Below are 23,403 nucleotides of genomic sequence, written 5' to 3'. Positions count from 1 at the left end.
CCTATGACTGCACCCGAGATATCCCCGACCCAGGACAAGGACAAAGGCTTCCTTGAAGGGCAGATGCTGATCGCCATGCCGGGCATGAGTGATGAGCGATTTGCGCGCACGCTGGTCTATCTGTGCGCCCATTCTCCCGAAGGCGCCATGGGTATTGTGGTGAACCAGCCGGTTGAGGGTTTGAATTTTCAGGATATTCTGGTGCAACTTGATGTGGTGCCGGAATCCGAGCGCATCATGCTGCCGGAAAGCGTGCCGGGCATTCCGGTGCTGAAGGGTGGCCCGGTGGAGGCCGGTCGTGGCTTCGTGCTGCATTCGGCGGATTATTTCGTCGATAATTCCACCCTGCCGATCGAGAATGATATCTGCATGACGGCCACGCTGGATATTCTCAAGGCGATAGCCTGCGGGCAGGGGCCGCACAAGGCGGTTCTGGCGCTGGGCTATGCCGGCTGGGGGCCGGGGCAGCTGGAAGCTGAAATCCAGGCCAATGGCTGGCTGACTTGCCCGGCGCAGGATGATCTGATCTTCGGCGACAATTTCGAAGGCCGTTATGGGCTGGCCCTGCGTGCGCTGGGCATTGACCCGGCCATGCTCTCCAGTGAAGCCGGGCACGCCTGAAAAGCCGGGGCTGTACGTCTATCTGGCCATGCCGGTGGGAGTGCGCGGCATCAGATGATGCTGTCTTCTCCGCGAGGTTGCATCAGGCCGCCTCCGGCGGGACTTATCCTGAATAGAAGCGTGTGCGGCCGGCCTGTGCGGGGCAGGCTGTTTGGCCATGCCCCGTGTCATGCCCCGTGCCATGCTCGCGTACCATCCCGCCCCGTTATATGAATGAGGGAAACAGGAAAGCGGTTACTCCGCCATGGCCTGTTTCTTTCTGGAAGGGGCGGGGGCCGGGGCGATGAGGGCGCGACAGTCTTCCATGGTCAGCGGTTCGCCAAACACCACGCCTTGCCCGTATTCGCAGCCGAACTGGGTCATCTCATCGGCTTCCGCTTCGCGCTCCAGCCCTTCGGCGACAACGTCCATACCCAGATCATGGGCGAGATTGACCATCGAAGACACAATTACCGGGCGCGCCGCGCGCGCCGGACCCTTGGCGGTATCCCTCACGAAACGCTGGTGGATCTTGATGGTGTCGAACGGGAAGCTTTGCAGATAGCCAAGCGAGGAGAAGCCCGAGCCGAAATCACCCAGGCACAGGCCGCCACCCAGCTCGCGCACGCGGTTGAGCACAACGGTGGCATATTCCGGGTTTTCCATCACCATGGCTTCCGACACTTCCATCTTGAGGGAGCCGGGGGCCACCGGATGGCGGGCCAGAACGGATTTGAGATCCTGAATGAGCTCATGGCGCAGCAGGTGGCGGGAAGAGACATTCACATGCAGGAACAGGGGCGGGTCCACCCGCAACATGCGCTGCCATTCTGAAAGCTGGGCTGCCGCAGTTTCCAGCACATGCAGGCCCAGATCCAGCACCAGCCCGGTTTCTTCCGCCAGGGCGAGGAAGTCGGCCGAGGCCAGTTCGCCCAGCCGCGGATGGTTCCAGCGCATATAGGCTTCAAAGCCGCCAATGGCCCTGTCGCCCAGCCGCACGATGGGCTGGTAGCGCACGGCGATTTCGCCCTTGGCCAGCGCTTCGCGCAGTTCGCTTTCCAGTGTGGTGCTGTCCACTTTCTGTTGGCGCATGGCGGGGCGATAGACCTCGATGCGGTCGCCACCAATGCGCTTGGCATAATACATGGCCAGTTCCGCATCTTTCAGCACCTCGTCGCGCTTGCCCAGCTCACGGCCCAGCAGCACGAGACCGACCGAGGCGGTGACGAACACTTCGCGGCTGGCCAGTGTCACCGGTGCGCGCAGGGCGCGGCGCAGCGTGTCGGCAAAGGTGGTGATGCGCTCGGCATCGCTTTCAGAGAGCAGGATCAGGCCGAACTGGTCCCCGGAAATACGGGCCAGCGTATCCTGCGGCTTCAGCAGCCGCGACATGCGCCGGGCCACTGTGAGCAGGATGGAGTCGCCCACCGTCATGCCCACTTCCACATTCACCTGTCGGAAGCGGTCAATATCGAGAATCATCACGGTGGGGCGCAGGCTCGGGTCCTGTCGCGACATGATGAGGGCCTGGTCCAGCCGGTCGAGGAAGAGTTCGCGCCCCGGCAGGCCTGTGAGATTGTCGCGCACGGCATCATGCATCAGGCGTTCGGCGGCGATGCGTTCGCCGGTGACATCAAACAGGGTGCCGATGCAGCGTACCACCTCGCCATCCGCCCCCACCACAGGACGGGCCTTCAGGTTGAAGGTGAGATAATGCCCGTCCACTGCCTTGAGGCGGAAATCCTGGTCAATGCGGCCGCGGCGCTGGTCAATGATGCCATCCAGCGTAGCGCGGAAGCGGTCCCGGTCTGCCGGGTGCAGCACTTCCAGCCAGCCGGCGGCCTCTGTTTCCAGGGAATGGCGCTTCAGGCCCAGCGCTTCCTCTGCCTCCGGGGAGGTGAAGATCTTGTCGGAATCCACATCCCAATCCCAGACAATGAGGCCGGAGCCCGCCAGCGCCAGCGCCCGGCGTTCCAGATCGGAGGTGGAGCCTTCTATGGCGCCTATGCCGGCAAAGGCGTGCTGCATCACGGTGAAGCCGATGAGCATTACGATCAGCACCAGCCCGCCCAAGAGGGCTGGCGCGGCGAGATCATTGTTCACCAGCCCGCCCACGGTGAGCCCGGCCATGAACACCCAAACCACCAGCAGTGACCATGTGGGAATGATGAGCACCGCGCGATCATAATTGCGCTGGGAGAGCCACAGCACCACGCCAAAGCCGCTCACGGCCACAATCAGCAGGGAGAGCCGGGCAATGCCGGCGGCAACCGGCGGGTCCAGCAGCGCCACCACCACCAGCGCAGCCAGAAAGGTGAGCCAGCCGGCTGCCACATGCACATAACGCACATGCCAGCGGTTGAGATTGAGATAGGCGAACAGGAATACCAGCAGCGTGGCGGTGAGGATGGCCTCGCCGGCCGCCCGCCAGAATTGCTCGGCGACGGGCGAAAGCCCGAACACCTTGGACCAGAAGGCAAAATCAAGCCCGATATAGCCCAGAACCGCCCAGGCCAGCGCCGCCGCAGCGGGGAACATGACAGAGCCCTTCACCACGAACAGAATGGTGAGGAACAGTGCCAGCAGGGCGGCAATGCCAATAACGATGCCATGATAAAGGGTGAAGGCGTTCACCCTGTCCTTGTAGGCGTCCGGTTCCCACAGATAGAGCTGGGGCAGCGTGCCATCCTTGCTGACTTCCGCCACGAAGGTGACGGTGGAGCCGGGGTCCAGCGTCACCTGAAACACATCGGCATCCGGTGAGTTCTGGCGTTCGGGCTTGAAGCCCTGGCTGGGGGTGAGGGACAGGATGCGCTTTTCACCGAGATCCGGCCAGAACAAGCCGGAGCCCACCATGCGGTAATGGGGGGCGACAATCAGGCGGTCCACCTGTTCGTCGCTTTCATTGGAAAGCGCGAAAAGCACCCAGTTGCCGTCAGGCTGGCCTTGGGTGGTGTTGACTTCAATACGCCGCACCACGCCTTCGGCATCGGGGGCGGTGGAGAACTGGAAGCGGCCATCCTCGGTCTGTTTCTGTTCCACGGCGGGCAGCAGGTCTGTCACCTTGGCATCGCCCTGCACCGCCACCGGCTCCACCGCAAGGGCGGGCATGGGCATGGCAAAAGCGCTCACCAGAAGGGCGAACAGTGTGGTGAGGAAGAGGCGCAACATCTGGTCTCCGGACCAAAATCGGATCATCGCGCCGGGCCCGGCAGGCGTTGCGGGCGGGGCGAAACATGTTCCCTAAATGAGCCATGGGGCTGGAGCAAGGCAAGCCGCTTGTGCACGGTTTCCGGCTCTCAGCCCCTGAAAATGCTTGTACAGCAAGGTGAGCGGGCGCGACTGTGGGTCACAGTGGGGTGGACCCTTCTGCTCGCCCGGCCTTCTGCCCTTACGAGACTGTCAGCACGATTTTGCCGATATGGGTGCTGGCCTCCATGCGCTCATGGGCGCGCGCTGCTTCGGCCAGGGGGAAGCTCTGGTCCATCACCGGGCGCAGGCGGCCTTCGGAGATGAGCGGCCACACCTTCTGCATGATGCCTTCGGCCAGGGCAGCTTTTTCGGCGAGCGGACGGGCGCGCAAGGTGGAGCCGGTATGGACAAGGCGCTTCATCATCACGCGCATGAAATCCACCTCGGCTTTCGCGCCCTTCTGGAAGGCGATCTGCACGATGCGGCCATCCACTGCGGCGGCCTCGTAATTCTTCTGGATATAGGGGCCGCCGATCATGTCCAGAATGACATTGGCACCCTTGCCGCCGGTGGCGCTCTTCACCTCGGCGACAAAATCCTTCTCGCGGTAATTCACGGCCAGATCCGCTCCCAGCCGGATGCAGGCGGCGCATTTGTCATCCGAGCCGGCGGTCACCGCCACATGTGCGCCGAAGGCCTTCGCCATCTGGATGGCCGTGGTGCCGATGCCGCTGGTGCCGCCATGCACCAGCAGCCATTCCCCGGCCGCCAGATGGCCCCGCTCGAATATGTTGTTCCACACAGTGAAGACGGTTTCCGGCAGGGCGGCGGCCTCGGCCATGGAGAGACCTTCCGGCACCGGCAGGGTTATGGCTTCCTGTGCCGTGCAATATTGCGCATAGCCGCCGCCGGCCACCAGCGCACACACCTTGTCGCCCAGCTTGTAGCGGGAGGTTTGCGGGCCCAGTGCCACCACGGTGCCGGCAATTTCAAGGCCGGGCACATCTGAAGCACCGGGCGGCGGGGGATAAAGCCCCTTGCGCTGCATCACATCCGGTCGGTTCACGCCTGCTGCCTCGACTTTCACCAGAATTTCGCCCGGTCCGGGGGCCGGAGTGGGGCGTTCGCCCGGCGTCAGCACCTCCGGCCCGCCAAATGCGCCGATGGTGATGGCCGTCATGGTGGCGGGCACACTGGCGGGAAGCGGTGCGGATGTGGTGGACATGGTGAACTCCGGTGCAGGGCCTCCGGGCAGGAGGCGATGGGGAGGCATCGTTTCCCGCCCGCTGGGACAGGCCGGAAGACAATATGACGAGACATTGATTCTGGGATTTTTGAATCCCATGCGAAAGAGGCAAGATGGTCTCACCCGCATATTCCCGCTTCCGGCCCCGGCTGGGAAGGGGATGAAACCGGGGATTACGGGGTTTTGTGCACAGGCCGGCCATCCGTCCGGCAGGGTGAAGGGGAGAAGTCATCATGGATGAACATGAAAAGCCTGCGCCGCCGCGGGAGATCATTGTGGGCGCGGATGTATCGCGCCTTTCGGAAGAAGAGATCATGGCCCGCATCGCTGCGCTGCGCGCGGAAATCATCCGTCTGGAAGGGATGCTGGAACAGAAGCAGGCTTCCCGCATGGCGGCGGATGCAGTGTTCCGTTTGTGAGCCGCCGGCAAAGGGGGGCGGTTCAGCGGAATGGTGCTGAACATGCCGGAAAGGCTGCGGCTTTGTGCCTTCTGCGGTTTCATTTGCGGCGCACTGTGCCATAGTCGGGGCCTGTCGAGGTTGCTGGAGCGTCCATGGCACGGGTCGTCGATCCTTTCGTGAAGGTCTCATCTCCGCGCATTTTTCTGGTGCGCATGGCGGTTTTTCTGGCCCTGTGCGCGGCGCTGGGTGCGGTTCTGTATCGCCAGATCTGGGAGGCGTTTCTCAATAATCCCGGCCTCAACGGGGTGATCTTTGGCGTGCTGGTGGTGGGCATCGTGCTGGCCATCCGGCAGGTGACGCAGTTGTTCCCGGAAGTCGGTTGGGTGAATTCCTTCCGCCTCTCCGACCCCGGCCTCGCAATTGCCGAGCAGCCCACCCTGCTGGCCCCCATGGCTGCCCTGCTGGGCGACAGGGTAGGGCGCATGGCCATTTCCCAGACCACGATGCGCTCCATTCTGGATTCCATCGGCACTCGTCTGGATGAAACCCGCGATATTGGGCGCTATCTCACGGGCCTGCTGGTGTTTCTGGGCCTTCTGGGCACCTTCTGGGGTTTGCTGGAAACAGTGTCGTCCATCAGCGGGGTCATCAACTCCCTCCAGGTGGGGCCGGATTCGGGCACCATCTTCGATGATTTGAAGAGCGGGCTGGCCGCGCCGCTGGGCGGCATGGGGCTGGCCTTCTCCTCCTCTCTGTTCGGCCTTGCCGGCTCGCTGATTCTCGGTTTTCTCGATCTTCAGGCCGGGCAGGCGCAGAACCGTTTCTACACCGATCTGGAAGACTGGCTCTCCACCACTGTGCGGGATATGGACCAGCCGGGACAGGCCGCCGCCATTGGCGAGGCCAGCCCCTATGCGCCGCAGCTTGCTCCACCCATCATGGACTATGAGCCGCTGGTGGAGGCCATCAGCAGGCTGGAGCGGACCATGGAAGAGGCCGGTTCACAGCGCGTGACCGGGGCCATCACCCATCTGGCGGAAAGCCTGCAAGGGCTGGTGACGCATATGCGCAGCGAACAGGCCCTGCTGAAACAGGTGGTGGAGGCGCAGGCGCGCCAGCAGGAAGAGTTGAGCCGCCTCGTGCCGCGCCGGCCCATCAGCCCCGCGCAGGGCGGGAACCCGCAAGCCGGGCACATTCAGGGTGGGCATTCTCAAGGCGGGCCTGCCAGCCGTCCCGTCTCCTACCCCGCCGGGCCGGGCGGTGCGTCATCCGGCCGTCCGTCTTCGGATCGGGAGGGCTGAGCCCATGGCGCTTGGCCGGCGCGGTCGCGACCGTTCCATCAATTACTGGCCGGGCTTTGTGGATGCGCTGTCCACCCTGCTGCTGGTCTTCATCTTTCTGCTCTCTGTTTTCACCCTGACCCAGTATTTCCTGACCCAGGAGATGATGGGCAAGGATACGGTGCTGCAACGGCTTGAGGCGCAGATCCGCCAGTTGACGGATCTGCTGTCGCTGGAGCGGGCCTCCGGCCAGGCGGCGGACAGCGAACTGGCGACCTTGCGGGCTTCGCTTGAAGAGGCCGAGGCCGAGCGGGATCATCTGCGTGGCCAGATTGCCGCCGTGCCGGCCCCTTCCGACAATGGGCGTGAGCAGGCTCTGACCCGTGAGGTGGAGTTGCAGAAGGACGCTGCAACCAGCGCTTTGGCCCGGATAGATCTTCTCAACCAGCAGATCGCGGCCCTGCGCCGGCAGATGGCTGCGCTGGAAGAGGCGCTGAATGTCGCCGAAACGCGGGACAAGGAAAGTCAGGCGAAGATTGCGGATCTCGGCAAGCGGCTGAATGTGGCGCTGGCGCAGCGTGTGCAGGAATTGACGCGCTATCGCTCAGAGTTTTTCGGTCGCCTGCGGGCCATTCTCGGCAACCGGCCGGATATCCGAATTGTGGGAGACCGATTCGTCTTTCAATCGGAAGTATTCTTCGATCCCGGATCGGCCACGCTGCGGCCCGAAGCGCGGGCGGAACTGGATAAGCTGGCAGATGCCGTGCTGGAGCTGGAAAAGGACATTCCGCAGGATATGAGCTGGGCATTGCGCATTGATGGGCATACCGACCGTCAGCCCATCTCCAACGCCCAGTTTCCCTCCAACTGGGAGCTGTCCTCCGCGCGGGCCATTGCGGTGGTGCAATATCTCATTGCCCGCGGGGTGAGCCCCAGCCATCTGATTGCGGCAGGCTTTGGCGAATATCAGCCCATGGATACCGCCAATACGCCGGAAGCCTATGCTCGCAATCGCCGCATTGAACTGAAATTGACAGAGCGATGATGGTGCGGCCCTTCGCGCCTGCGCTGGCCACACACAGCGGATGTGACGCATGATACCTTCTTCCGCGCCCGCCGCCTGTCACCTGCGCCCGGCCATTCCGGCAGATCGTCCCGCCATGGTGGATCTGTGGGTGGAAAGCTGGGTGAAGACCTTGCCGGATATTGATTTTTCAGCCCGTCGCCCATGGCTGGAAAGTCATCTCGACCACCTGGTTGAGGAGGGTGCCCGCATGGTGGTGGCGCAAGCGCCGGATGCGGAGGGGGGCTTTGCGGTGGCGGGCTTCGTGGTGATCCATCCCGGCACCGGATATCTTGATCAACTGGCCGTGCATCCGTCTTTCTGGGGGGGCGGCTTTGCCGAAGCCCTGATGGCGGGGGCGAAACAGGTTTCTCCGGCCCTTGTGGCGCTGGATGTGAACCAGGAAAATCCACGTGCCGTGCGATTTTATGAAAAGATGGGCCTGAAAATCGTCGGGGAGGGGGAGAATCCAGCCTCCGGGCGGTGTACATATCGTATGGAATGGCGGCCTGTCGCCGAAAAAACCGAAGAGGCGTAAGGGCTGCCGCAGGCATATGCGGCTATAAATCGCGCATGAAACGCGGGAGGAAAGGACGGCAGAATGCACGCTGCGTCTTGTCTCCGGCCATGCTCTCGGCTATAGACCCGCCACTTCCGTCTGGAAACGAATTTGTGCGCGCGAAGGGCACGAAGAGTCGATCACGGATTAGACCGCAAGCCCGGCGCAGCGAAAAGGATTGGACCAATGAAGAGCGATATCCATCCCGACTACCACTTCATCAAGGTGGTTATGACGGACGGTTCCGAGTATATGACGCGTTCGACCTATGGCAAGGAAGGCGAGAGCCTCCAGCTTGATATCGACCCGCGCACGCATCCGGCGTGGACCGGCGGCACCCAGCAGCTGATGGACCGCGGTGGCCGCGTGACCCGCTTCAAGAACAAGTTCGGTTCTCTGCTGAAGTGAGTCTGATGAGGCGCAGCCGGTCGATTGGGCCGGGCTGCCAGCCTCTCATTCTGACAGAATCCAAAACGCCCGGGCCGCAGGTCCGGGCGTTTTGCTTTGGGCTGCCCCTGAGGGGCGTTGGGCCTGAGATCCGCCCAGACAGCAGCGCCCACAGTTGCAGATTGGGGCAGTTACAGGTCGTGTGACGGGTGCAGGGTATTTTCCGCCAGCGTTTCAAGCCGGGGCGTCAGGGCCGCCTGAAGGCCGGCAAGTTGCAGCAGGGGCAGGCGCAGCAAGGGCGGCAGATATTCGGCCTGGAGCAGATCATGGGTTTCGGTTGTGCAGGCCCCGCCCCGCGATATGGAGCGCAGGGCCTGAAGGCGCTGGAGCTGGCGGCCAGCCTCACGCCGGGCGATGGGGGCCGGCAGTTGCCCTTCGCGCGCGGTGCGCAGCAATTGCAGGGCGCTGGAAAGTTCCATGGTAAGGGTCAGTAGCTTCAGACGCGTGGCCTGATCGGGGCGGGCGGAAACATCCAGCCACGCATCGGCCTGCCTCAGACGCACTTCCACGGCGCGCACCAGTTCCACCCCATGATGGAAGGTCAGCTCGAACCCGTGTCGGGGTGGCGGAAGCCGGGCGCTTCCTGCCTGTTCATTTTCGCCGCGCTGCATCTGTGAACGCCTCCGCTGATGCCGGGCCATCAAGGCGGCAGCGCGCGCAAAAATAAAGCGTGCGCGCACCGCCAAGGCTGGGGATATCGGGCAAAGACGGCGTCTTGCTGGCGCATCATCCGGTTTTAACCAAAGAAGAGCCGCCTTTCGGCGGCTCGCAGTCTGGCTGGGAGGATGATCTGTCCGGGCTGCAAGCAGATGCTGATGAGGAGGAATTGGCTTCCCGGATGCTTTCCAGCTTCCCTCTTCATGGTTAACCAAGGGTTAATGCCGGAGTGTGGTGCAAGGAATGGATGTATGCGGGTTGTGAGTTTTTCTGTCTTGCCGCGAGCGAATTTCGGCGCTACCTGCTTTTCCATGTCTGTAGCCAATGGAAAGACAGATCGCCTGGCGGCGGCTTTGCGCGCCAATCTGGCGCGCCGCAAGGCTCAGTCCCGCGCCCGCCGCACGGCGGATGCTGCGGAAGGGGCCGGCGCGCAGGAAGCTGCTCGCGGTGAGAATGTCAGTGCTGAAGCGCCGCGCACGCTTGTGCATGATGCGGTGGGTGCGCCGGATGAAAAGCGCAGGGCTGACGAGAGCTGAGAGGCCCGCGCTTGGTTGCGTCGGCATCATCAGGGCTGGAAATGGCGGCAGGCAAGGGGTGCCATCGGTGCGGTGGATGGTGTCCTGAGGTGTTTTTGCGTTCCGCATCGCGTAAAGGGAAGCGGAACACCCGTCCCTCTGCCAGGCGTACCGGCAGTACGGGCCCTGAACATGGAGCCACTCCTGTCCTGACGGCCGGGATGTGCTCCGGATATCTGCATCTGCCAGCTGTGCCCTTGCCGAGCTCTTTCCGATCTCCTGGGCCGCTCCGCCGGCAGCCGGAGACAAGACCAGTATGGACAAGATTCGCATCGTCGGTGGCAACGCGCTGGAAGGCATCATTCCCATTTCAGGTGCCAAGAATGCCGCTCTTCCGCTGATGATCGCCAGCCTTCTTTCCGAAGAACGGCTGATTCTGGAAAATGTGCCGCGCCTGGCCGATGTGGCGTTGTTGCAGCGCATTCTGGGCAATCACGGTGTCAATATCACCACCAATGGCAAGCGCGCAGGCGATGATCCTTTCGCCGGCCAGACGCTGGAGCTGGATGCGCGGGTGATTGTGGATACCACGGCACCTTATGATCTGGTGTCGCGGATGCGGGCCTCCTTCTGGGTGCTGGGGCCGCTTCTGGCGCGGATAGGCAGGGCCCGCGTGTCTCTGCCCGGTGGCTGCGCCATCGGCACCCGGCCGGTGGATTTCCATCTGGACGCCCTGCGGGCGCTGGGAGCGGATATCGAGATTGATGCCGGTTATGTGGTGGCCAGCGCGCCGCGCGGGCTCAGGGGCGGGCGCGTGGTGTTCCCGAAGGTGTCGGTGGGGGCGACGCATACCGCGCTGATGGCGGCCACGCTCGCCGAGGGCGAGACCGTGCTGGAAAATGCCGCGCGTGAGCCGGAAGTGACAGACCTTGCCGAATGCCTCATCAAGATGGGGGCGAAGATTGAGGGGCTGGACACCTCCACCCTGCGGATTACGGGTGTTTCCCGTTTGCGTGGGGCGCGCCATTCCGTCCAGCCGGACCGGATCGAGGCCGGTACCTATGCCATGGCCACGGCCATGGTGGGTGGCGATGTGATGCTGAAGGGTGCGCGCGCGGATCTGCTGGAAAATGCACTGGATGTGCTGCGGCAAACCGGCGTGCAGATTGACAGCTCGGATGAAGGCATCCGGGTGCGCGGCACAGGAAACGGCATCCAGCCGGTGGATGTGACCACCGCGCCCTATCCCGGTTTCCCAACGGATCTTCAGGCCCAGTTCATGGCGCTGATGACTCGCGCCGGTGGTTCATCCCGCATTACCGAGACCATTTTTGAAAACCGCTTCATGCATGTGCAGGAGCTGGCCCGTCTGGGTGCGCGCATTCATCTGGATGGTGATACCGCCACGGTCGAAGGTGTCGAGCGTCTCACGGGTGCGCCTGTCATGGCGACGGATCTGCGCGCATCTGTCTCGCTGGTGATTGCTGGCCTTGCAGCAGAGGGTGAGACGCTGGTGCAGCGCGTCTATCACCTGGATCGCGGTTTCGAGAAGCTGGAAGAAAAGCTTTCTCGTTGCGGTGCAGTCATCGAGCGCATCAGTAATTGATGTCATAGCCCGGCGCCTCTTCAGGTTGCCGGGCTTTTTTGTGCGCCCATAGCTTGTATTTGGGCAAGTATCAGAAGGCCCTTGCTGGCTGCGGCCGCCCGAGAAAGCGGTTTCGTATCCGGTGTTGGAGTGTTCTCTGTGAACAACAGTCTGCATTGACTCGCCCTGTGAGCTGTGCGGACATAAATAATCAGGGCACTCATGCGAGCGTTCAGCACATGTGTTCGACATCGCCTGATGAGCGAAGGCGCTGATTATCCAGAGGTGGCTGGATATGCCGAAAAAGGAAAGTGCTGTTCTTTTCTCAGGCGATCGCCGGGTCTTGTATGGGGCGGTTGCTGTACTGTGCCTGGTGGCGTTTGCGGTTTTGTCTGGTGATGGGCTGTATCGCGGCGTGTATCAGTTTTTGAGCTATATGGAGCCCTGGCGGGAAAGCCGCCTGCTGCTTCTGTATATCGTTCTCACATTCGCCCTGATTATTCTGTCATTCATTCATGCGCGGCAGTTGCAGGCGGAAATGCGCCAGCGCCACCGGGCGGAAAAAGTGGCGGCTACTGCGGCGCATTATGATGCGCTGACCGGGATCGCCAACCGGCGGCTGTTTCAGGACAGGCTGAAGAAGCATATCGTTCAGGCGTCTCTGGAAGATGAGAAGCTGGCCGTTCTGGTGCTGGATATTGACCGCTTCCTGACCATCAATGAAGCCTGCGGCCACGGCAATGGCGATCATGTTCTGCGCCGGGTGGCCGAGCGTCTGCGGCAGATTATGGGCCATGATGACATGGTCGCCCGCCTGGGCGACGATGAATTCGCCCTGCTGGTGCGCGGTGATGAAGGAGACTTGTTTGCGGCGGCTTCCCGCATTCTGAATATGATGCGGGAGCCCTTCGCCTGCTGCGAGAAGAATGTACAGATTACGGTCAGTATTGGCATTTCCCGGTATCCGGGGGATGGAAATTCGGCCAGCAAACTGTTGCAGTGCGCGAATGTGGCCCTGAGCGAAGCCAAGGCCGCCGGCAAGGATCGCTACGCTCTCTATGATCGTGAGCTGGATGAGTGCCGGCAGAGGCGGCACGATGCGGAACTGGAATTGCGCGGGGCACTGGGGCGCCGGGAAATCGTGGCCTATTATCAGCCTCTGGTGGATCTCACGAGCCATCGTATCGTGGGCTTTGAGGCGCTGGCGCGCTGGCAGCACCCTCAGCGTGGTCTTCTGGGGGCGGATGAGTTCATTCCCGTGGCGGAGGATAACGGGCTCATCGGCATGGTGCTGACGCGGATGCTGGAGCGTATCTGCGAAGATGCGCGCAACTGGGACCCGGAGATTGTCATTGCCGTCAATCTGTCATCCTCCCAGCTTCTCGATCAGAACCTGACGCATACTATTCTCAGCATTCTGGCCGAGCATGATTTTCCGCCGCACCGCCTGGAGATCGAGGTGACGGAAACAGCCTTTCTGGCGGATTTCGATGCGGCGCGTCGTGCCATGACGGCCTTGAAGGCCAATGGTATGCGTATGTCGCTGGATGATTTCGGCACCGGCTATTCGGGCTTCCGCCATTTGCAGGAGCTGCCCTTCGACAAGATCAAGATTGATTCCTCCTTCACGCGCCGGATTGCGTCTGATCCGCAATGCCGAAAGATCATCACTTCCATGATCGGGCTCGGGGAGGCGCTGGGGCTCACCACCGTGGCGGAAGGGGTGGAGCACCCGGAAGAAAAGCAGTGGCTGCGTTTCCATCACTGCAAGCTGGGACAGGGCTATCTGTTCGCGCAGCCCATGTCGGCGGAACATGCAGGGCTCTATATTGCCGAAGCTGCCCCCGCTGCCGAACCCGCCGAGCTTCCCGGCCGGGCCTGAGAAGGCCGGGCAGGGCAGGCAAGGCAGGGCAGGGCAGGCATGAGCGGATGCCGGGGCTGACGCCATTGAAACCCTGCGGTCGGGTGGTTATCTCCCTTTGAGTATTCAGTTTCATGGTGATGTGCGGCTGTTTACGGGCCGCAACCTTGCCATGATGCCGGAGCCGCGGGATTGCCATGTCTGATCTGAAACTTCTCGCTCTGGATGAGGAAGACCTCTCCATCATCTCCGCCCATCTTCAGGATGCGGTGGTGCAGAGGGTGGATATGGGGTTTTTGCCCCGCGCCCAGCGCTTTGCCCTGGTGCTTAACCGGTTCGATTGGGATGAGAGCCTTCAGGAAGGCGCCCAGTTGCGCCGCAGGGCGGGGCTGCATTTCGAGCGTGTGCGTGGGGTGCAGTGCCGGGGCATGGATGTGGCGCAGCAGGATGGCGTTCTGAACCTTTTGGCGGTCACCTTCATTCCGGGTGATGCGCCATCCGGCCATGTGTTGCTGACCTTCTCCGGCGGCGCGGAAGTGCGGCTGGATGTGGAGTGCATCGAGGTGGGGCTGGGAGATCTGGGCCCGGCTTGGGGCTGCGCCCATGCGCCCCACCATGAGGCGGAGCGGGGTGACAAGCCGGACGCCGGGTCTGAGCGGGCCTTCGGGCGCATGTCAGGTTCTTCCTGAGCCCGGCTCTTTCTCATTTTCGGGCTGTTGGGTTGCGCCGAATGGCGCGCCGTACCCACGCACTCTGGCATCGCTTCCTGCATGTTGTGCGCAAGCAGGGCTTCCCTCCACGGCAAACCTGATCTAGCAAGGCCATCATGCCCATTCATCTTGATACCGAACAGCCCGATTTCTCCGCCCGCTTCACCGAGTTTCTCGGCTCCAAGCGTGAATCCGCCGTGGATGTGCAGCAGCAGGTCGCCGCCATCATCGCGGATGTACGTGCGCGTGGCGACAAGGCGCTGGTGGAACTCTCCCGTACCTTTGACCGGGTGGATCTCGATGCGCTTGGCCTGCGGGTGAGCGAGGCCGAACTGGATGCCGCGCTGGCCTCCATCGACCCCAAGACCCGCGCCGCGCTGGAATTCGCCAAGGGGCGGATCGAATCGCATCATGCCCGCCAGAAGCCGGCGGATGATCGCTACACCGATGCCGCCGGCGTGGAGCTGGGTCATCGCTGGACGGCTGTTGATGCGGTGGGCCTTTATGTGCCCGGCGGCACGGCGGCCTATCCCTCTACGGTGTTGATGAATGCGGTGCCGGCCAAGGTTGCCGGCGTTCAGCGCATGGTGATGGTTGTGCCCGCCCCGGATGGCAAGATTGCCCCGCTGGTGCTGGCTGCGGCGCGGCTGGCTGGGGTGGATGAGGTCTATCGCGTGGGCGGGGCGCAGGCCGTGGCCGCGCTGGCCTATGGCACCGAAACCATTCGCCCGGTGGACAAGATTGTCGGACCCGGAAATGCCTATGTGGCCCAGGCCAAGCGTCAGGTCTTCGGGCAGGTGGGCATTGATATGGTGGCGGGCCCCTCCGAGGTGCTCATCGTGGCCGATGAAGATGCCAATGCGGATTGGGTCGCCGCTGATCTTCTGGCCCAGGCCGAGCATGACAAGGCCGCCCAGTCCATTCTGGTGAGTGACAGTGCTGATCTTCTGGCCCGTGTGGAACAGGCCGTGGAGAGCATGCTGGCCACCCTGCCGCGCACCGAAATTGCATCGGCTTCCTGGCGCGACCATGGGGCGCTCATCAAGGTGCGGACATTCGATGAGGCGCCGGAACTGGTGAACCGCATCGCGCCTGAGCATCTCGAAATCGAGATCAAGGACGCCGAGGCCATGGTGGATCGCATCCGCCATGCCGGGGCCATCTTCATCGGGCGGTTCACGCCCGAGGCCATTGGCGATTATGTGGGCGGCTCCAACCATGTGTTGCCCACCGCCCGTTCGGCGCGCTTCTCTTCGGGTCTTTCTGTGCTCGATTTCATGAAGCGGACGTCAATCCTGAAGCTCACGGCGGATGCGCTTAACAAGCTGGGCCCGGCCGCAGTGTGCCTCGCCGGTGTGGAGGGGCTGGATGCGCATGGGCGCTCTGTTTCCATCCGCACCAATGCAGGAGAAGGGATGTAGAGATGCCACAGAAGTCGCCCGCGCGGTTGAGCGAAGTGACCCTTGATGAGGCCTCAATCGGGCATGCCGGCTCGGATATCGAGCATGAGCGCGCCACTGCCATCTGGGACCTGATCGAGGATAACAGCTTCGTACCCTGCGGCGACCCGGAAGAGGGGCCCTACCATCTCCATATCTCGCTGATGGACAACCGCCTCGTGCTGGACATCAAGCGCGAGAATGGGGAGCCGGTGGTGCAGCACCACCTCTCCCTCACGCCCTTCCGCAAGGTGGTGAAGGATTATTTCCTGATCTGCGAAAGCTATTATGCGGCCATCCGTACCTCGTCCCCCAGCCAGATCGAGGCGATCGACATGGGGCGGCGGGGGGCGCATAATGATGGGTCTGAGCTGCTGCGGGAACGCCTGAAAGGCAAGGTCGAGATTGATTTCGATACCGCCCGGCGTCTCTTCACGCTGATTTGCGCGCTGCATTGGAAGGGCTGAACGCATGGCGTCCGTCGCCGAACCTGCGCTCATGTCGGGGCGTGCGGCACGGCCGCAATCGGTTCTGTTTCTGTGCGGGCACAATTCCGTGCGTTCGGTAATGGCCTCGGCCATGACGAGGCATATGTTCGGCAAATCCATCTATGTCAGCTCAGCCGGGGTCATTCCCGGAGAGCAGGATCCTTTCGTCACGGCGGTGATGGATGAGATTGGGCTGGATGTGAGCAGGCATCGCCCGCGCAGCCTGGAAGAATTGGAAGAATATGAGGGGCTGGGTTTCGATCTGGTGATTTCCCTGGCTCCAAGCGCGCATCACCGGGCGCTGGAGCTCACCCGCACCAATGCGCTGGATGTGGAATACTGGCCGACACCCGACCCGACGACGGAAAATGGCAACCGTGAACAGCGGCTTGAAGCCTATCGCGCGGTGCGCGATGAGCTGGAGCAGCAGATCCGCGATCGTTTCCGGCCAGCCTGAAACAGCCGGGGGCTGGGGCGATTTTTTAACGCGTACCATATCATGCTGGCTCTGTCGGGGCCGTCTGACCGGGCATGATGTGGGGTTGAACGGTTCGTGGCATATGCACAGGCCCCGCCTGTTCATGGGCCCGGCCGCAAGGGCGCATATTTGCGCATCTTCATTCGTAGTTTCCGGCATGGCCGGGTTTCAGGGCGCAATCGGCTTCCATGTTCCGCAACATCCTCTCCGTCGGCGGTTTCACCCTGCTCTCGCGCATTGCGGGCTTTTTTCGTGATGTGGTGATGGCGGCCGTGCTGGGGGGCGGGCCGGTGGCAGATGCCTTTCTGGTGGCCTTCCGCCTGCCCAACCATTTCCGCGCCATTTTTGCGGAGGGGGCCTTCAATGCGGCCTTCATTCCCACCTATGCCCGGCTGAAGGAACAGAATGGGCTGTCGGTGGCGAAAACATTCGCCAATGAAATTCTTACCGCCATGCTGCTTGCGCATATTGTGCTGCTTGCGCTGGCATTGGGCTTCACGCCACAATTTGTCGGGCTGTTGGCGCCCGGTCTTTCGGATGATCCTTTCCGTTTTGATCTGGCGGTTTCACTTACCCGGATCACCTTTCCCTATCTGGCGCTGATTTCGCTGGTCACGCTCATGTCGGGCACGCTGAATGCGTGTGAGCGCTTCGCCGTGCCCGCAGCGGCCCCCGTTCTGCTCAATCTCTCCATGATTGGAACCCTGCTGGCGGCGGGCCTGTTTCCCAGCGCGGGGCATGCGGCGGCCTGGGGGGTGCTCATTGCCGGCGTGTTGCAGGTGCTGATGGTGGGGGCGGATGCCGAGCGTGCTGGGATTGGCGTACGTCTGGGCCGGCCGCGGATGGATCCGGGTACGAAGCGTTTTCTGAAGGCTTTGGGGCCGGCCATCATCGGGGCGGCCGGTGCGCAGATCGCGGCTTTCGCTGATACGATCATCGCCTCCTTCCTGCCGTCGGGGGCCTTGTCTGCGCTCTATTATGCTGACCGGCTCTATCAGTTGCCCATCGGTGTGGTGGGTATTGCTGTGGGCACGGTGCTGCTGCCGGACATGTCGCGCCGCATTGCCAATGGAGATGAGGCCGGCGCGGCGTATGCGCAGGCGCGGGCGGTGGAACTGGCCATTCTGCTTTCTATTCCCTTCGCCGCCGCCGTTATGGTGGTGCCGGATCTGCTGATGCAGGCGCTGTTTGCACGCGGGGCCTTTACAGCTGCTGATGCCGCCGCAGCGGCCGACACACTTCAGGCCTATGGGCTGGGTCTGCTTTCCGTGGTGCTGGTGCGGGCCTTCATCGCCCCCTTCCACGCCCGCAGCGACACCCGCACGCCGATGATCGCCTCGCTGCTGGCGCTCAGCTTCAATCTGGTACTGAAAATTGCGCTGATGGGGCATCTGGCGCAGGTGGGGCTGGCTTTCGCGACAGCCGTGGGCACATGGGTGAACCTGACGCTGCTGATCGTTTTTGCCCGTCGCTTCGGCTACCCGGTGGGGGATGCACCCTTGCTGCGCCATTTGCTGCGGCTGGGCGTGGTGCTGCTGGTGGTGGCTGGCGCGCTTTTCGGGCTGGAGCAGGGGGCGCGCCATGTGTTGCCAGCCACGATGTGGGGCCGTGAAGAGGTGATCCTTGCGGTTGTTGTCGTCGGGGGGGCTATCGTTTATGCCTGTTGCGTTCTTGTTTTTCTCGGGCGTTCTTTCCTTGCGGGCGTGATGGGGCGTCGCGCACCGCAGCAGCCAGTCTGAAGGTCTTCCAATCTTTCAGGGGTTTTGCAATGCGGCAGGCTGTGCTATCCGGTCTGCCCATTCCGGTTTCGGCTCATCGGTTGCGGGAGGTGCCGAACCTTCTCCACATCATTCACGGATGGCTGACATCCGTCAGGAGCCGGATTCGATGACGCATATCAAGCGCTTGTCTTCCAAGTCCCGTTTTTCCAGAGGGTTGCTGTCCGGCAGCCCGTTTTTCGCGCGCCCCTTTTCCGGCCGGCTGCCTGTGGTCGCCCTTGCCCTTCTGCTGCCTCTGGCGGCCTGCGGCGAGGCGGAGACCACACAGGGGCCGCCCCCGGCACCCAAAGTGACGGTCGCCCATCCCGGCACCCAGACCGTGACGGACTATGACGAATATGTCGGCCGTTTCATCGCCGTGGATGAAGTCAATGTCCGCGCCCGTGTGTCCGGTTATCTGGATTCCATTCACTTCACCGATGGCCAGATGGTGAAGCAGGGTGACCTGCTTTTCACTATCGACCAGCGCCCGTTCGAGATCGCGCTGGATCAGGCCAAGGCCAATCTGGATCAGGCCAAGGCCAATCTGGATTTCACCAAGGCCGACCTGGCCCGTGCAACCGAGTTGCTGAAGGATCGCAACTCTACCGCCATTTCCAGGCAAACCTTCGATCAGCGCACCCAGGCCGAGCGCACAGCCACTGCGACGGTGAACTCGCAGGAAGCGCAGATGCGCGCAGCCCAGCTTGATCTGGACTTCACGGAAGTGCGCGCGCCGGTCTCCGGGCAGATCGGCGACCGGCGGGTGTCCGTGGGTAACTATGTCACCGGCGGCACCAGTGGTTCTCCCACCCTGCTGGCTGTGATCGTTTCCATTGATCCGATCCGCTTTGAATTCACTATGGACGAGGCCTCTTTCCTCAAGCTCACGCGCCGCAAGGGCGGGGCAGGGGTGGCCGGTGATGTGGTGAAGCTGAAGCTGATTGATGATGACGGCTTCGTGCATACCGGCAAGCTGGACTTCCTGAACAATGTGATTGACCGCGACACGGGCACCATTCGCATGCGTGCCGAATTCGAGAACAAGGATGGCCTGTTCCGCCCCGGCATGTTCGCCCGCATCCGGCTGGATTCGTCCGAGCCTTATGAGGCGGTGGTGATCCCGGACAGCGCCATTGGCACTGAGCAGGTCAAGAAGTTCGTTTATGTGGTGGGGCCGGATAACAAGGTCGCCCAGCGCTTCATCGTTCCCGGCGCACAGGCGGGTAATGATCTGCGGGTGGTCGAGAACGGGCTTTCGCCACAGGATACGGTCGTTGTGAATGGCCTGATGCGGGTGCGTCCGGGTGTGACAGTGGACCCGCACATGGAGGCCGCGCCTGCCGCGCCCGCCAGGCCTCGTGCCGAGCAGGAGCCCGTCGAGCAGGAGCCCGCGACAGCGCCAGATCAGGACAAGCCTGCGTCTGATAACGCCGCATCCGGCAAGTGAGGGGGGCGATATGCGCTTTTCTCACTTCTTTATTGACCGGCCGATCTTCGCGTCGGTCGTCTCCACCGTGCTTATCATTCTGGGTGCGGTGGCCTATTTCAGCCTGCCGGTGGCGCAGTATCCTGAAATCGCCCCGCCGGTCATCACCGTTAGCGGCCAGTATCCGGGCGCCTCGGCCGAGGTGGTCTCCGATACGGTTGTCGCGCCCATCGAACAGCAGATCAATGGTGTGGAGCGCATGCTCTACATCTCGTCCAATTCCACGGCCGACGGGCGCTTCACCATTTCGGTGACCTTCGATCTGGGGACGGATCTGGATACGGCCCAGGTGCAGGTGCAGAACCGCGTCGCCATCGCCGAGCCACGCCTGCCGGCGGAAGTGCAGCAGGTCGGCGTTATCACCGCCAAGTCCTCCCCGGACATTTTGATGGTGGTGAACCTGTTCTCGCCGGACAATTCGCGGGATGCGCTGTTCCTGTCCAACTATGCCAACATCCAGATCAAGGATGTGCTGTCGCGTATTGATGGCGTGGGCTCCATCACCGTGTTTGGCTCACGCGATTACGCCATGCAGATCTGGCTGGATCCCAACCGGCTGTCCCAGCTTAATCTGACTTCGACCGATGTGGTGCAGGCCCTGAAGGCGCAGAATGTGCAGGTGGCCTCCGGTGTGCTGAACGCCCCGCCGGTGCCGCAGCAGCGCGCCTTCCAGATTGCCGTGCGCACACTGGGCCGCCTGACCGACCCGGATGAGTTCCGCAATATCGTCATCAAGCAGACTGGCGATGCGCTGGTGCGACTGAAAGATGTGGGGCGTGTGGAAATTTCCGCGCAGGATTATTCCTCCACCTCCTTCCTGGATGGCCAGACATCCGTGGCGCTGGGCGTGTTCCAGCGGCCTGGCTCCAATGCGCTCGATACCGGCAATGCCGTGCTCGAAGAGATGAAGCGCATGGAGAAGAACTTCCCCGAGGGTATGGCCTACGGGACCTATTACAACCCGACGGAGTTCATCTCGCAGTCCGTGGATGCGGTGGTGCATACCATCATTGAGGCCATCATTCTGGTGGTGCTGGTGGTGGTGCTGTTCCTGCAAAGCTGGCGGGCGGCTGTCATCCCCATTCTCGCCATTCCGATCTCGCTGGTTGGCACCTTCTTCGTCATGAGTCTGTTCGGCTTCTCGCTGAACAATCTTTCCCTGTTCGGGCTGGTTCTGGCCATCGGCATCGTGGTGGATGATGCCATCGTGGTGGTGGAGAATGTGGAGCGTAACATCGCGGCCGGGCTCTCCCCGCGTGATGCCGCCTACAAGACCATGGATGAAGTGGGCAGTGCGCTGGTCTCCATCTCGCTGGTGCTGTCTTCGGTGTTTATTCCCACCGCTTTCATTACCGGTATTTCGGGGGCCTTTTACCAGCAGTTTGCGTTGACCATTGCAGGTTCCACGCTGATCTCGCTGCTGGTGTCGCTCACCCTGTCTCCGGCCATGTGCGCCCTGCTGCTGAAGCCACACAAGGAAGGCCACCAGAGGCCGGCCTGGTACGCCCGGCCGTTCACAGCCTTCTTCAACGGTTTCAACCGCATGTTTGAGGGGCTGGGCAACGGTTATGCCTGGCTCACCGCCCGGCTGGTGCGCGGTGTGGCGCTGATGCTGGTGCTCTATGCCGGCCTGTTTGCCTTTGGCGGGTGGATCTTCACCTCCACGCCGCAGGGCTTCATTCCCATGCAGGATCGTGGCTATCTGATCGTCGCCTCGCAACTGCCGCCGGGGGCTGCCATGCAGCGCACCGAGGACGTGATGACGCGCGCCGGTGATCTGGTGATGGGCACGCCCGGCGTGGGCCATATCGTCAATATTGTCGGTTTCTCGGGTGCCACCTTTACCAATGCCCCGAATGCCGGTGCCATGTTCGTCATTCTGGAGCCTTTCTCCAAGCGCACTGGCCATGCGGATCAGACCGCGGAAGCCATCCAGAAGGCTCTGATGGGCAAGCTTTCCTCCATTGAGGAAGCACAGATGATCGTGGTGCAGCCGCCGCCCGTGCAGGGCATCGGCAATGCCGCAGGTTTCCGCATGATGGTGCAGGATCGTGATGGCGCGGGCTTCCTCGCCTTGCGCAATGCGACCTATGGCATGATGGGCGCAGCCGCCCAGACGCCGGGGCTGATGCAGGTCTACTCCCTGTTCGAGACCTCGACGCCGCAGATCTATCTGGATATTGACCGCGCCAAGGCGCAGTTGCTCCAGATCAATACGGCGGATGTGTTTGCAGCCCTGCAAACCTTCATCGGCTCGACCTATGTGAACGACTTCAATATGTTCGGCCGCACCTTCCGGGTGCAGGCGCAGGCGGATGCCCCCTTCCGGCTTGACCCGAAGGATATTCTGGCCATCCGCGTGCGTTCCGCGACGGGTGAGACGGTGCCGTTGGGCTCCTTCTCCACCATTCGCGATATTTCCGGCCCCTATCGTGTGGCGCGTTACAATCTGTACCCCGCCGCCGAGCTGGATGGCTCGCCCGCTCCCGGTTATTCGCAGGGGCAGGCGATGAACATTATGGAGCAGCTTGCCGCGCAGGTGCTGCCGCAGGGCTTCGCCTATGAATGGACCGGGTTGGCCTATCAGCAGCAACAGGCAGGAAACACCGCTATTTTCGCCTTCGTGCTGGGTGTGGTGTTCGTGTTTCTGGTGCTGGCGGCGCAATATGAGAGCCTGACCTTGCCGCTGGCGGTCATTCTCATTGTGCCCATGTGTCTGGTGGCGGCCTTGCTGGGCGTGAACATGCGGGGAATGGACAACAACATTCTCACGCAGGTGGGCTTCATCGTGCTTATTGGTCTGGCCGCGAAGAACGCCATTCTCATCGTCGAGTTCGCCAAGCAGCTCGAGGATGAAGGGCATGGCACGCGGGAAGCCTCGGTGGAAGCGGCGCGTCTGCGTTTGCGCCCCATCATCATGACCTCCATGGCCTTCATTCTCGGCGTGGTGCCGCTGGTGTGGGCCACGGGCGCGGGTGCGGAGCTGCGTCAGGCGCTGGGTACGGCTGTGTTCGCGGGCATGATTGGCGTGACGCTGTTTGGTCTGGTGTTCACGCCTGTCTTCTATGTGTTCTGCCGTTGGCTGGGCAATCTGGGTGGGGGACGAAGGAAGCTTCCGCCACCGCCGCCGCAATATGCTCCCCCGGCTGAATGAACAGGAGCGGGCCAGCCAGGAATGGCCCGGTTCAAGAAAGAAGGCCCCGCCATTGTGCGGGGCCTTTTGTTTGTCTGGCCCCAATCTTCCCTTCCCGTTGCCATTGATATGAAAAGATTGGCCTCTGTTTTGGCTTTGTCACATGACTGACCTGTAGCTCATGTAGAGGCTGGTCCTGATTGCAGTGATGGCGAGTAGAGAAAAGCAGATAAGTCGGGTGTATTTCTGGGATTTTCTGGTTACGACATGCGGGTGTGTATAGTGTCCAGATCTCCCGGATCTGGAATAAAGACTCCATTTGACTTCATTTCTATCCATTGCGAATCGGTTGTTACTTTTTCGTGAGATGAGGGCGTTGTTCTGCCCTGTTCTCGCGGCTCTGGCTCTTTTCATTCATCACTGCATGTGCGTCACGCACTTGAAGAGGCGCTGTGAACCTGTTCCGCAGGGGCGCCGCGGAAGGTGCGGGCTTTGAAGACGAT

At 62.1% G+C, this 23,403-nt stretch carries 19 protein-coding genes; 16 read left to right on the top strand and 3 right to left on the bottom strand.

The annotated features are described in order from the left end of the window. Positions 1 to 3: 3 nt before the first annotated feature. Positions 4 to 621 (top strand): YqgE/AlgH family protein, encoded by a 618-nt coding sequence (locus tag ACT6QH_RS04730; RefSeq protein ID WP_444973663.1) that lies wholly within the window; start codon positions 4 to 6, stop codon positions 619 to 621. A gap of 234 nt (positions 622 to 855) precedes the next feature. Here the strand turns inward: ACT6QH_RS04730 and ACT6QH_RS04725 are convergent, their stop codons facing one another. Both ACT6QH_RS04725 and ACT6QH_RS04720 read right to left on the bottom strand, forming a co-directional pair. After that, complete coding sequence (locus ACT6QH_RS04725) at positions 856 to 3,768, bottom strand: EAL domain-containing protein (protein WP_444973791.1); 2,913 nt, start codon at positions 3,766 to 3,768, stop codon at positions 856 to 858. A 223-nt stretch (positions 3,769 to 3,991) separates the two neighbouring features. Continuing rightward, positions 3,992 to 5,017 carry an NAD(P)H-quinone oxidoreductase gene (locus ACT6QH_RS04720; protein ID WP_444973662.1) on the bottom strand — a complete coding sequence of 342 codons (1,026 nt, stop codon included), beginning with the start codon at positions 5,015 to 5,017 and terminating at the stop codon, positions 3,992 to 3,994. A gap of 254 nt (positions 5,018 to 5,271) precedes the next feature. On the opposite strand from ACT6QH_RS04720, the gene ACT6QH_RS04715 reads away from it, so the two are divergent. The 5 genes from ACT6QH_RS04715 (at position 5,272) to rpmE (ending at position 8,749) form a co-directional block, all read left to right on the top strand. Beyond that, positions 5,272 to 5,457 carry a DUF1192 domain-containing protein gene (locus ACT6QH_RS04715; protein ID WP_444973661.1) on the top strand — a complete coding sequence of 62 codons (186 nt, stop codon included), beginning with the start codon at positions 5,272 to 5,274 and terminating at the stop codon, positions 5,455 to 5,457. A 134-nt stretch (positions 5,458 to 5,591) separates the two neighbouring features. After that, the gene (locus ACT6QH_RS04710) at positions 5,592 to 6,740 is read left to right on the top strand and encodes a flagellar motor protein MotA (RefSeq protein WP_444973660.1); all 1,149 of its coding nucleotides are present in this window, start codon (positions 5,592 to 5,594) and stop codon (positions 6,738 to 6,740) included. Positions 6,741 to 6,744: 4 nt separating this feature from the next. Beyond that, complete coding sequence (locus tag ACT6QH_RS04705) at positions 6,745 to 7,764, top strand: peptidoglycan -binding protein (protein ID WP_444973659.1); 1,020 nt, start codon at positions 6,745 to 6,747, stop codon at positions 7,762 to 7,764. 49 nt (positions 7,765 to 7,813) lie between these two features. Continuing rightward, a complete protein-coding gene (locus tag ACT6QH_RS04700) occupies positions 7,814 to 8,320 on the top strand; it encodes a GNAT family N-acetyltransferase (RefSeq protein WP_444973658.1) in 507 nt (168 codons plus the stop codon). A 207-nt stretch (positions 8,321 to 8,527) separates the two neighbouring features. Continuing rightward, a complete protein-coding gene (rpmE, locus tag ACT6QH_RS04695; RefSeq protein ID WP_444973657.1) occupies positions 8,528 to 8,749 on the top strand; it encodes a 50S ribosomal protein L31 in 222 nt (73 codons plus the stop codon). Positions 8,750 to 8,919: 170 nt separating this feature from the next. On the opposite strand, the gene ACT6QH_RS04690 is transcribed toward rpmE, so the two are convergent. After that, entirely contained in the window at positions 8,920 to 9,399 is a 480-nt protein-coding gene (locus tag ACT6QH_RS04690; RefSeq protein ID WP_444973656.1) for a hypothetical protein, read from the bottom strand. A 306-nt stretch (positions 9,400 to 9,705) separates the two neighbouring features. On the opposite strand from ACT6QH_RS04690, the gene ACT6QH_RS04685 reads away from it, so the two are divergent. The 10 genes from ACT6QH_RS04685 (at position 9,706) to ACT6QH_RS04640 (ending at position 22,921) form a co-directional block, all read left to right on the top strand. Then, on the top strand, positions 9,706 to 9,981 hold the full coding sequence (locus ACT6QH_RS04685) for a hypothetical protein (protein ID WP_444973655.1): 276 nt from the start codon (positions 9,706 to 9,708) through the stop codon (positions 9,979 to 9,981). A gap of 295 nt (positions 9,982 to 10,276) precedes the next feature. Then, entirely contained in the window at positions 10,277 to 11,566 is a 1,290-nt protein-coding gene (gene murA, locus ACT6QH_RS04680; RefSeq protein ID WP_444973654.1) for a UDP-N-acetylglucosamine 1-carboxyvinyltransferase, read from the top strand. 274 nt (positions 11,567 to 11,840) lie between these two features. Beyond that, positions 11,841 to 13,427: a putative bifunctional diguanylate cyclase/phosphodiesterase gene (locus tag ACT6QH_RS04675; protein WP_444973653.1), complete on the top strand. Its 1,587-nt coding sequence runs from the start codon at positions 11,841 to 11,843 to the stop codon at positions 13,425 to 13,427. Between the two features lie 176 nt (positions 13,428 to 13,603). Continuing rightward, positions 13,604 to 14,095 (top strand): DUF2948 family protein, encoded by a 492-nt coding sequence (locus ACT6QH_RS04670; protein ID WP_444973652.1) that lies wholly within the window; start codon positions 13,604 to 13,606, stop codon positions 14,093 to 14,095. Between the two features lie 137 nt (positions 14,096 to 14,232). After that, complete coding sequence (gene hisD / locus ACT6QH_RS04665) at positions 14,233 to 15,537, top strand: histidinol dehydrogenase (RefSeq protein WP_444973651.1); 1,305 nt, start codon at positions 14,233 to 14,235, stop codon at positions 15,535 to 15,537. Positions 15,538 to 15,539: 2 nt separating this feature from the next. Beyond that, positions 15,540 to 16,022 carry a UPF0262 family protein gene (locus tag ACT6QH_RS04660; protein WP_444973650.1) on the top strand — a complete coding sequence of 161 codons (483 nt, stop codon included), beginning with the start codon at positions 15,540 to 15,542 and terminating at the stop codon, positions 16,020 to 16,022. A 4-nt stretch (positions 16,023 to 16,026) separates the two neighbouring features. Further along, a complete protein-coding gene (locus ACT6QH_RS04655) occupies positions 16,027 to 16,500 on the top strand; it encodes an arsenate-mycothiol transferase ArsC (RefSeq protein WP_444973649.1) in 474 nt (157 codons plus the stop codon). Positions 16,501 to 16,709: 209 nt separating this feature from the next. Beyond that, positions 16,710 to 18,260 carry a murein biosynthesis integral membrane protein MurJ gene (gene murJ, locus ACT6QH_RS04650; protein ID WP_444973648.1) on the top strand — a complete coding sequence of 517 codons (1,551 nt, stop codon included), beginning with the start codon at positions 16,710 to 16,712 and terminating at the stop codon, positions 18,258 to 18,260. A 148-nt stretch (positions 18,261 to 18,408) separates the two neighbouring features. Next, complete coding sequence (locus ACT6QH_RS04645; RefSeq protein WP_444973647.1) at positions 18,409 to 19,728, top strand: efflux RND transporter periplasmic adaptor subunit; 1,320 nt, start codon at positions 18,409 to 18,411, stop codon at positions 19,726 to 19,728. Positions 19,729 to 19,738: 10 nt separating this feature from the next. After that, positions 19,739 to 22,921, top strand: a complete 3,183-nt coding sequence (locus ACT6QH_RS04640) for an efflux RND transporter permease subunit (RefSeq protein ID WP_444973646.1) — start codon at positions 19,739 to 19,741, stop codon at positions 22,919 to 22,921. Positions 22,922 to 23,403 lie beyond the last annotated feature (482 nt).

Source organism: Haloleucobacter albus, from assembly GCF_052492075.1.
This window is presented reverse-complemented; position numbering and strand designations above follow the sequence as displayed.

What these genes read in the sequence shown, in the direction of transcription:
- ACT6QH_RS04730 (WP_444973663.1), top strand. Translation starts at nt 4, where the DNA reads ATGACTGCACCCGAGATATCCCCGACCCAGGACAAGGACAAAGGCTTC.
- ACT6QH_RS04720 (WP_444973662.1), bottom strand. Translation starts at nt 5,017, where the DNA reads ATGTCCACCACATCCGCACCGCTTCCCGCCAGTGTGCCCGCCACCATG.
- ACT6QH_RS04715 (WP_444973661.1), top strand. Translation starts at nt 5,272, where the DNA reads ATGGATGAACATGAAAAGCCTGCGCCGCCGCGGGAGATCATTGTGGGC.
- ACT6QH_RS04710 (WP_444973660.1), top strand. Translation starts at nt 5,592, where the DNA reads ATGGCACGGGTCGTCGATCCTTTCGTGAAGGTCTCATCTCCGCGCATT.
- ACT6QH_RS04705 (WP_444973659.1), top strand. Translation starts at nt 6,745, where the DNA reads ATGGCGCTTGGCCGGCGCGGTCGCGACCGTTCCATCAATTACTGGCCG.
- ACT6QH_RS04700 (WP_444973658.1), top strand. Translation starts at nt 7,814, where the DNA reads ATGATACCTTCTTCCGCGCCCGCCGCCTGTCACCTGCGCCCGGCCATT.
- rpmE (WP_444973657.1), top strand. Translation starts at nt 8,528, where the DNA reads ATGAAGAGCGATATCCATCCCGACTACCACTTCATCAAGGTGGTTATG.
- ACT6QH_RS04690 (WP_444973656.1), bottom strand. Translation starts at nt 9,399, where the DNA reads ATGCAGCGCGGCGAAAATGAACAGGCAGGAAGCGCCCGGCTTCCGCCA.
- murA (WP_444973654.1), top strand. Translation starts at nt 10,277, where the DNA reads ATGGACAAGATTCGCATCGTCGGTGGCAACGCGCTGGAAGGCATCATT.
- ACT6QH_RS04675 (WP_444973653.1), top strand. Translation starts at nt 11,841, where the DNA reads ATGCCGAAAAAGGAAAGTGCTGTTCTTTTCTCAGGCGATCGCCGGGTC.
- ACT6QH_RS04670 (WP_444973652.1), top strand. Translation starts at nt 13,604, where the DNA reads ATGTCTGATCTGAAACTTCTCGCTCTGGATGAGGAAGACCTCTCCATC.
- hisD (WP_444973651.1), top strand. Translation starts at nt 14,233, where the DNA reads ATGCCCATTCATCTTGATACCGAACAGCCCGATTTCTCCGCCCGCTTC.
- ACT6QH_RS04660 (WP_444973650.1), top strand. Translation starts at nt 15,540, where the DNA reads ATGCCACAGAAGTCGCCCGCGCGGTTGAGCGAAGTGACCCTTGATGAG.
- ACT6QH_RS04655 (WP_444973649.1), top strand. Translation starts at nt 16,027, where the DNA reads ATGGCGTCCGTCGCCGAACCTGCGCTCATGTCGGGGCGTGCGGCACGG.
- murJ (WP_444973648.1), top strand. Translation starts at nt 16,710, where the DNA reads ATGTTCCGCAACATCCTCTCCGTCGGCGGTTTCACCCTGCTCTCGCGC.
- ACT6QH_RS04645 (WP_444973647.1), top strand. Translation starts at nt 18,409, where the DNA reads ATGACGCATATCAAGCGCTTGTCTTCCAAGTCCCGTTTTTCCAGAGGG.
- ACT6QH_RS04640 (WP_444973646.1), top strand. Translation starts at nt 19,739, where the DNA reads ATGCGCTTTTCTCACTTCTTTATTGACCGGCCGATCTTCGCGTCGGTC.